5 protein-coding genes are annotated in these 7,194 nt (G+C 55.9%); 2 read left to right on the top strand and 3 right to left on the bottom strand.

The genetic code is table 11. The features are described from left to right. The first annotated feature begins 50 nt into the window (after nucleotides 1-50). Both AC2FNU_RS23075 and AC2FNU_RS23070 read left to right on the top strand, forming a co-directional pair. The gene (locus AC2FNU_RS23075; protein WP_496793196.1) at nucleotides 51-809 is read left to right on the top strand and encodes a TylF/MycF/NovP-related O-methyltransferase; all 759 of its coding nucleotides are present in this window, start codon (nucleotides 51-53) and stop codon (nucleotides 807-809) included. A gap of 119 nt (nucleotides 810-928) precedes the next feature. Further along, nucleotides 929-3,124, top strand: a complete 2,196-nt coding sequence (locus AC2FNU_RS23070; RefSeq protein WP_496793193.1) for an ArnT family glycosyltransferase — start codon at nucleotides 929-931, stop codon at nucleotides 3,122-3,124. Between the two features lie 63 nt (nucleotides 3,125-3,187). Here AC2FNU_RS23070 and AC2FNU_RS23065 read toward each other — a convergent pair whose 3' ends face one another. The 3 genes from AC2FNU_RS23065 to AC2FNU_RS23055 all read right to left on the bottom strand — a co-directional run bounded on the left by AC2FNU_RS23065 (nucleotide 3,188) and on the right by AC2FNU_RS23055 (nucleotide 7,021). Then, nucleotides 3,188-4,039, bottom strand: coding sequence for a class I SAM-dependent methyltransferase (locus AC2FNU_RS23065; protein WP_496793190.1), 852 nt, complete (start codon nucleotides 4,037-4,039; stop codon nucleotides 3,188-3,190). Between the two features lie 84 nt (nucleotides 4,040-4,123). Next, nucleotides 4,124-4,837, bottom strand: coding sequence for a class I SAM-dependent methyltransferase (locus tag AC2FNU_RS23060; protein WP_496793188.1), 714 nt, complete (start codon nucleotides 4,835-4,837; stop codon nucleotides 4,124-4,126). Nucleotides 4,838-5,143: 306 nt separating this feature from the next. After that, nucleotides 5,144-7,021, bottom strand: a complete 1,878-nt coding sequence (locus AC2FNU_RS23055) for a right-handed parallel beta-helix repeat-containing protein (RefSeq protein WP_496793184.1) — start codon at nucleotides 7,019-7,021, stop codon at nucleotides 5,144-5,146. Nucleotides 7,022-7,194: the final 173 nt, after the last annotated feature.

Raw genomic sequence — 7,194 nt, 5'->3', positions numbered from 1 at the left:
GATACCAAGCGGCATTTGATGAGTGGACTTTTACAAGGTGTGAGAACGTTATGATTGATTGGTTAAAGAAAAAGTTCTTTCTGGTGAAATGGGGCGGGGTGGCACGGCGGTGGCCATTGGAAAGGCTTATGGCCACGACCGACCTTGACCTCACGGATGCAGAGCTTGCCGAGCTGACTATTGGTATTCATTCATGGCGGCAGCTTATCCCGTGGTATCTGAAACGATTTGAAACGCTGAAAGACAAAGGCCAGTTTTACTGTTTTGGTGTTGCCCATGGCAGTACGGTCGAAGGTCTGGTGATGGGATTGCGGGACCGGGGAATGGATGTTCCCGATATGCATCTTTTTGACTCCTTCGAAGGGCTGCCGGCGGAAGATCCGGGGATACAGGTTCCTGCAGTGTGGAATGTCGGTGCGTTTGCCGCCCCTTTGCCTGAACTGAAAAAGAAGCTGACAAAACTGGATCTGCCCGAAGGTCAGTGCACGATCCATGAGGGGTGGTTTTCAGACACTCTCAAACCCGAGTTGGTGGAAAACGGTACGTTCAAGACAGCAGCGTATGTCGATATCGATGCGGACCTTTACAACAGTACGATGGATGTTCTGAATTTCATGTTCGAACACCGGCTGATCCAGGCGGGTACACTGATCGGATATGATGACTGGGGCGATACCGATCTGTGGACGGCGGGCGAAAGCCGCGCGCACAAGGAAATCATGGACAAATACAACGTGAAATGCGCCCAGCTGTTTTCCTGGGGAGAGCCGCCATTGATCCGAAAGCTGTTCCTCGTCGTTGACGTATAGGGTGTTTGAGTACCATCAGGCTGTGACCAGAGGTCCGCTGATGACACATCGCGGTTTTTTGGGGATTTTTCGGCAAAAGGGATTGGGTCTGTAATTGTGTTACGAGTGAGATTGCTATGATGAACGATGCGCAGAATGTGACGGGTTCAGAGGGTAGCCCTCTGATCCTGCCCAGGATAGCTCTGGGGCTTTGCGCCATGGCCCTGTTTGTGTTTGCCCTGACCGGGGCCGTCAGCCCTGCGGCTTTGGCTCGTGTCGAATACTGGTGGCTGATGATTGCCTCGGTTGCAGTGCTTGCGATCAGCGTCACCTTGCGTACGCCCTGGCAGCTGGCTGGTCTGGCCGCCGCGCTTTTTGTGGCCGGGCTGGGGGCGCAGCTGGCCATCCGAAGCCCGATCTGGTTTCAGCATGTCCGCTTTTCGCCGCCGCTTTTCGCATATTCCATGTTGGCCGTGATCGCGGCCCAGGGGGCCGTGACCGCGCTGGTATGGTGGCGGCGCAGGCTTGTGGGTCACGTCATCCGGGCGTGTTCAGATCTGGGGTGGGGGCGCGTGGTTCTGTTCCTGCTGGTGATGGTTGCGGCGTCAAAGGGGGTGATGGATTTCATCGCCTCTGAAACCTATCCGCGACTGGTCAAACATGTGATCATCGGTTCCCTGTTCGCGGGCCTGAACCTTGCAAGTTTCATCGCCATTCTGGCGGCCATGCCGGAAGACAGGCTGACCGGCCTGAGCACGCGGCTTGCGAAATCGCTCAGCCTGCCCGGAAGCGGCGATGAGATACGCAGATTTGACCGGGCCTTTCCCTATTGCCTGGCGATCGGGCTTTTCCTGATCTCAACCCTGATCAGCCTGGCGGCGTTCAGGGGCGTGCCGCATCTGGACGATATTCTATATGTCTTCCATGCCCGCTATCTTGCCGACGGTCTGGTGACGCTGCCGATCCCACCGTCAACCGACGCATTCGACCACTACCTGATGGACAGCTATCAGGACCGATGGTTTGTGACCACGTTTCCCGGTTGGCCGGTGCTATTGGCCTTTGGCCTGCAGATCGGAATGCCCTGGATCGTCAACCCGTTGCTGGCGGCCATCAGCGTGCTGCTGCTGCATCGCTTTATGAGAGTGCTGACCGATCGGGGGACCGCCAATCTTGCGGCCTTGCTCATGGCGATCTCGCCCTGGTACATCTCGATGGCGGCGACGCAGCTGATCCATACCTTCACCTATGCTTTGATCCTGGGGGCCTGGGTCCTGTTGTTGAAGGCACGGGAACGCCCCTCGGTTCTCCTGCCGTTTATTGCCGGGGCGCTTTTGGGGTGGCTGGTGATGACCAGACCGCTGGAAGGGTTCTACATAGGGGTGCTGACGGGGCTGTGGACGCTGAGTTTTCTGAAAGACAAACGTCACTGGCAGACCGTCATTGCCTTTGGCCTGGGCTGTATCGCAGTTGGGGCGCTGATCTTTCCTTATGTGATCCACCTGACCGGAGATGCGTTCTCGACCCCGCTGAACACCTATTACGACAAGTTCTGGGGACCGGGATCCAACGCATTGGGATTTGGCCCTGATATTGGCGCACCCGATTGGGGCAACGTTGACGTCTTCAAGGGGCACAGCCCGTTGGAAGCCCTGATCAATGCGCAGCAGAACCTGTATGAGCTGAACTTCTCATTGTTCGGTTGGGGTGGGACATCGCTGGCTTTTGCGCTGTTCTTCGTCTTGTGGGGCCAATGGACCCGACTGACCGCAGCGATGGCCGTGATCATCGTTGTGACAGCTGGGTTTTACGCCCTGTTCTGGTTCTATGGCGGGTTTTTTGCCGGACCACGCTATTGGTTCATGATGATCGTGCCGCTGCTGATCCTGACCGCCTTTGGGGTGGTGAGTGTTGTGCAGAGGCTGACCCGCATCTACCCTGCGGCTCTGGTGGCGCAGCGGATCGGCGGCGGGATTGTCCTGTTGTGCCTGTGCTCGGTTCTGGTGTTCGAAAGCTGGCTGGGGTTCAACCGATACCCCGGGATCAATGGCTATCACGCGGAATATCAGGACCTTGCCCGGCAGGAGCAATACCGTAACAGTCTGATGTTCATCTCGACGGATGTGGACAAAGAGTTCGGCAGCGCCTTCTGGCTGAACGATTTCAGCGCCACTTCGGACAGCCCGCTTTTTGCGCGTGATCTGGGACCTGAAAGCAATCGTGACATTGCCGCAGCCTATCCGGACCGGGTGATCTTCTTCGTCGATGGGCGTTCCTCAACCCGGGATCGGGTGGCGGTGATCAGCGGCCCCGTCTCTCTGGCTGATTTGGAGTAACGCCGCCCGTGCAGGGCTGCTGCGGTCCGAACCAGTGCAAGGGGCGGAGCCTTGGACGGAGTGTCAGAAATACTCCTTCAGTCTCTTGGACCGTTTGATGTCGGAAGGCAGCGCAATCAGGTGCCGCGCCAGCCGGGCGAGGGCTCGCATGCCTGGGATAGCTTTCAGCGCCGACATGCTCTGAGATTTGTTCAGAAACTGTTCATAGGCCTGGTTGTCGGCGTGCCGGAAATCCTTTGCATCGAGGTCCTTTCCGCCATTGTCGGTTGGGGCCGAGGCGACGGAGGTTGCCTTGCGGTTCACTTCGAACACGACGAAGGATTCATAGAAACGGATCCCCCAGACCCGCTTTTCTGACGCCTCCGAGACCAGCTTGGAAAAGCGTTTATTGATGCGATCTACCATGTTTGTGGCGTATTTTATGAACGAGCGGCTCTTGAACCCGAACCCTTCCATGTAAGAGGTGTGGGTGTCCTCGACGACCAGCAGACCGCCTTCGCGGATATGCGGCAGCAGGCATTCGGTGGTGATGATCTGCTGTTCGTATGTGTGGCCGCCATCATCCAGAAGGATGTCAATTTCGCCGACCTGTTTGGCCAGATTTTCCAGAAAGTCCGGATCGCTCTGGCTGCCGATGAAGATTTCGAACCCTTCCTGTTCCCATCGCTTTGCCTCGGGGTTCAGTTCAACGCCGATGATGCGGGCCTGAGGGCCAAAGAACTCGCGCCACATGAACAATGAGCCACCGCCCAGAACGCCGATCTCGATGAAGGTGATGTCCTTGCCGATATAGGGCGTAAAAAGCGTGTCATACACATCGAAATAGGTGCTGTGCTTTTTACTTTTATAGGGGCTGTTCTGATAAGCCTGATAGCTTTTGGAATTCATCATCACGTTTGCCTTGGATCGTACCATTTAAGAAATTTACAGATTGGGTCGCAGCTCGGGTTTTCTGGATCTGAGCTTATCGAAATAAACAGGGCGGCGGGCGCAAAATCCTCATTTTCGGGTCATGATAATGGCGTAGGACGAATAGAACGACCATTCATTGCGCGCGCACATGCGTGACAGACCCGCATCCAACTGCCGCAGACCAAACAGCTTATCATAATAGTGGTGCCCGTAATACTCATGCACCTTGATGTCGGAAAACCCGACATCCGCCAGCGCGTTCTGCATATACCGGGTCGAGCCGCGACACAGCGAGTAATAGGCCGGGAATTTGCCAGTGTTCTTGTTGTCGAACCGCCGGGGTTGCAACAGTTGAACCGCCTTGCGGGTGAGCTGTTCGGGAAACAGCCAGTTGATCAGGAAAGGCGAGGCAAAGATGGTCGGGACCAGGTGAATGGCCAGGCCGCCATCGGCCAGAAGGTGGTGCATGTTTTTGTGGAACTGCTTGCCGTCGGGCATGTGCTCGCCACAGAATTTCGACATGATCAGATCGAATCTCTGATCCACATGGCTGACATCGCCGCAGGCGTTAATCTGCAATGTGTCGAAATCATCCGAGACATGGGCGAGTTCTTCGGCGCTGATATCGCTGATGGTAAAGGACTGGATATGATCGGGCAGGGGCTTGTCACTGGTCGAACGGCTGGTTGTCCCGCCGATTTCCATGATCCGGGCCGGTTTTTCATTGGTGATGACGTCCCAGATCGTGTCCAGATAGTCCCGCCTGCATTCGGTATGCCAGCGTATGTCCGATGTCGCCATTCATTCCTCCGAAACCCGGCTTTGGATGCAGCGCTCCACCAAAAGCCAAAAATATTTACCAACGTCTTGCGCCCGTCACAGAAAACAGGCGCGACAAAGAAGCTCTTATTAATACATGCGGCACGGATGTGCCGTGACCGTCTGACTGATCTTTTAGATGAATGAATGCAACTCCTAAAGACAGATGCTCTGAGGTTTGCATGTTTCTCGCAACAAGGGGCCGGAAAAGACATGAGCGGGCTTCAGATTCCGAAGCCCGCTCATGTTGTGGTGATCAATCACCTTCGTTTTCAGGGATTTTTGCCATCAGGCGAACAAATCAGCAAAGCCTCCAAAAGACCCTCCGAAGAAATTCAACCCATCGTCGGTTTCAGTGCTGTCAGCGCTGTCAGTGTTGCCGCCGAAGGTCCAACTCCGGTCCGAGTTGCCCGAGAAACCTGAGAACACTCCGCCTCTGTTGAGGAAGATGTCGTCATTGCCGAAAATCTGAAACGGATTGAAAGCCTGACCCACGAACGGGCTGCCCTGATCTGCCGCGCTGCCGTTCGAGCCGAAATTCCCGAACGTGAAATTGTCGCGGGTACCACTGTTCCCGTTACCGGCCTGCGCAAACAGATTGCCGGCCCAGCCAGAAGTAAGGCCCGAACCCGATGAGGGCTGGGTGGTCTGGCCGGTATCTTGGCTTCCCTGGTCCTGACACAGGTCGATACAAATGAAGACTTCTTCAGTCTCGACAAACTCTTCCGCAATTTCGATTGGATTAGCGGGGGCTGTGTCAGGCTGATTTGCCGTATCGGCAGCCTGCTGCTGTCCGTCGGTGTCACCCTGATCCGAACCAGCAGCCGGTTGTCCTGCATCTGGATCAGGTTGCTGCTGTCCGGCATCTGGATCAGGTTGATTTGTTCCCGTTGTGGGTTGATCTGGATCCGGTGTGGATTGATCCGGTGCAGGCTGACTGGGCGGGGGTGGTGTCGGGTTGACGGAGGGCTGAGGTGCTCCGCCGCCAGAGGGGGTGGACGCAGCTGTGTTGCTCGTCAGCAAGTCCAGAGAGGTGCCCGGAGGGTTGGTGGTATAGATCGAGCCTGCGCCCAATGTGTCGGCCAAGCTGCCGGGTTTGACGACATATTGGGTGTAGCCGTCCGCCTGCGCGGTTGCCTGGTAGGTAAAGTTCTGATCGTACTCGCCAGGCTGGATCAGGGCGTTGTTGGATACATTCCAGTCGGATTGCCCTGTATAGCCGCGCACCTGTGACGCGATATTGTAATCGATCGTCACGTTTTTCGAGCCCGAGGTCACGTTGATCACCGGGATCTCGATGCCACCCGTCAGAGAGGCCACATCCAGATGCAGGACCGAGTTCTGCGTGATTGTCAGCCCGTTCGCACCATCAATGGAGATGCCGTGGAAATGGCCATTATAGATGGTGTTGCCCTGAATCAGCACGTTGTGATGCATGACATTCGGGTCGCTGGTATCCTTGCCGTCACCCCCCATCCAGATGGTCTGGGTGTGATCACCGTTGCCCATATCAAAGATGTTGTCGCGGATGGTGATATTGTCGCTGCCGCTGCCGTTGGCGCGCTGCACCTGGATCATGTCCCGGTGATCGTTGGCGCCAGCCATCGCGCCAAAGTCGTGGAAGTAGTTCTTGTCGACCAGAATGTTGTCGACGTTGTCAAACACCAGACCGTCAGACCGGATAGAGTGGATGTTGTTGCTGACGACATCGACCCCGTCGGAATTGGTGGCGATGACACCTTTCCACCAGCCTTTGAATTCCGAATTCGAGACAGAGACATTATCAGAGCTTTTGATGCCCAGACCGACCCCGGTGCCTGCGCCGCCGGCGTAATCCCCATCGAAGACCGAGTTGTTGAAGGAAATATTCGAGCTGTAGTCCACAGAAAACGGGCGTTGGAAATAGTAATCCCCGTTGCTGTAGGAGTAGTCGAAGTTGATGCTGTCGAACGTGATGTTCGAGGCCTGGTTCAGTTTGACCGTGGAGAAGCTGGCCGGTGCATTCGGATCGGCAGACTTGATTGTTACGGTCGACGCGTACTGAGTCCCGTTCAGGCTCAGATTCCCATAATCGCCTGCCGCAAGCAGAATTGTTTCGCCTCCGGTCGCCTGTGACAGAGCCTGGTCCAGCTCTGCTGCGGAGGATACTGTGATCGTTGTAGACATTCTACACCTTCTGAGTTCGTAAGCGCCCGAAAGCGCACAAGATCCCGCTCACCCAGATCGGAGGAAACAGTCGCGCGGCGGCGACACAGAGGCCAAAGTGCGGCTATATTTTGAAACTTGTGCCTGTTTGTAGACAATGATGCCTAAATGCTCTGGATTTATGAGCGTGCACG

It is taken from the genome of Ruegeria sp. BHSB064, from assembly GCF_059613205.1.
Note: the sequence above shows the minus strand (reverse complement) of the source record. Positions and strands in the feature narration are given on the sequence as shown.

Coding starts and splice junctions, on each gene's coding strand:
- AC2FNU_RS23075 (WP_496793196.1), top strand. CDS start 51: ATGATTGATTGGTTAAAGAAAAAGTTCTTTCTGGTGAAATGGGGCGGG.
- AC2FNU_RS23070 (WP_496793193.1), top strand. CDS start 929: ATGAACGATGCGCAGAATGTGACGGGTTCAGAGGGTAGCCCTCTGATC.
- AC2FNU_RS23065 (WP_496793190.1), bottom strand. CDS start 4,039: ATGGTACGATCCAAGGCAAACGTGATGATGAATTCCAAAAGCTATCAG.
- AC2FNU_RS23060 (WP_496793188.1), bottom strand. CDS start 4,837: ATGGCGACATCGGACATACGCTGGCATACCGAATGCAGGCGGGACTAT.
- AC2FNU_RS23055 (WP_496793184.1), bottom strand. CDS start 7,021: ATGTCTACAACGATCACAGTATCCTCCGCAGCAGAGCTGGACCAGGCT.